This window comes from Albidovulum sp., from assembly GCF_049646345.1.
Taxonomy (GTDB): domain Bacteria; phylum Pseudomonadota; class Alphaproteobacteria; order Rhodobacterales; family Rhodobacteraceae; genus Albidovulum.
Genome location: NZ_JBARVQ010000628.1, coordinates 1 through 1,549, shown reverse-complemented (window position 1 = coordinate 1,549; position 1,549 = coordinate 1). Strand labels below are relative to the sequence as shown.

The following is a 1,549-nucleotide window of genomic DNA, read 5'->3' as shown; positions in this document are numbered from 1 at the left end:
GTGCCGATCTGGCGATCCCGCTCTCGGATGCTGACTGGCACATGAGTGACTTCCCACCTGCCATCCTCACGTGGTTTGATTTGGCCGCCCAGCCGCTTGAATGCTTCGATAAAAAAGCTCTGGATGTGGTGTGGCTGTAAGCGCTGGGCTTCGGCTCGCTCCATATCCAGTCTGATTTCCTGCACCTTGGCAGCGGGCATTGTCTCATTGGTGAGCGCGCGCCGTGACAACAGATCCAGCAAATGCTGCTGATCAACAGCACCATCGACGGCTTGGAACAAGCGCGCTTTGACGTCAGGTTGCTCGCCATACTGGATAGCTTCGAACAAGAGGTCCTTGAGAGCGGTGCCCTCGAACAATTCCCCCAAAACGTCATAAACCCGGCCACCGAGTGCTTCACGCGCGGCCTCTAGCTTTTCCAGTAGTCGGCCATAGACCTCTCCTTCACGGGTATCGGCAGCGACTAGGTTCCAAAGATGACACACCTCTGTCTGGCCAATTCTATGAATACGCCCAAACCGCTGTTCAATCTTGTTGGGGTTCCAAGGCAGGTCATAGTTCACCATCAGGTGGCCTCGCTGAAGGTTCACACCCTCACCGGCAGCATCGTTGGCGATCAACACCAGCATATCGCGGTCCTGCATGAAGCGTTCAACAATCTTGCGGCGATCCTCGCGGCTGACGCCACCATGGATAACCTCGACCGCATCAGCGCGCCCCAAACGCGATCGAACACGTTCGTGGAGATAAAACAGCGTATCCTTGGGCTCAGTAAAGATGATCAGCTTCCGGCGATTTCCGTCAGCATCCATCATCAACTCGTCGTCAAGGATTCGGTTGAGTTGCGACCACTTTGTGTCATTGCCCGAACCCAAGACAACTAGGGCCATCCTTTCCAGCCCCTGCAGCGTTTCAACTTCCAGCGCTAATTGATCAACGGTTTCCGCCGAAGTGGCCGATGTGGAAATACGATCTTCGATATCGTCAATCTCGTCTTGGCCGAACTCTTCGATGTTCTGGAGCAGATCCTCTGTCACATCTGGAGCATCAAAACCGACACGTTTGCCGCGCACCGATATGCGGGCTTCGGCAAGTTCTGCTTCCAGCCGTTCACGACGACGCTTCAAAGACTGATAAATTGCCGCAGGCGACGAAGCGAGGCGGCGTTGCAGGATCTGAAGTGCAAAACCAACGTTATTGCGTTTCTTGCCATCTTCGGCAGCGAAACGCTGAACTCGGTTCATTTCGTTGCGAACGTATTCCGTGACCGCCGTGTAAAGCTCGGCCTCTTCCGGCGAGAGCTCGTATTTCACTGTGTAGGCGCGGCGCTCGGGGAACAGTGGGCGGCCGTCGAACCGCAACAGTTCTTCTTTGGTCAGGCGGCGCATCATGTCCGCAGTGTCTGCATAATGCACGCCATCGCGGAAACGGCCTTCGAACCGGTCACCATCCAGCAGCGCCATGAACAATTGAAAATCCTGCTCATGGCCATTATGGGGCGTGGCAGACATCAATAAGAAATGGCGGCAAGCTTCACCAAGACGCTGCC

General features: G+C 55.3%; 1 protein-coding gene. It reads right to left on the bottom strand.

Annotated elements, in window-relative coordinates; translation table 11 throughout:
- A partial coding sequence (locus WBB85_RS16380; protein WP_432639666.1) for a helicase-related protein occupies positions 1–1,549 on the bottom strand: 1,549 nt, incomplete at both ends.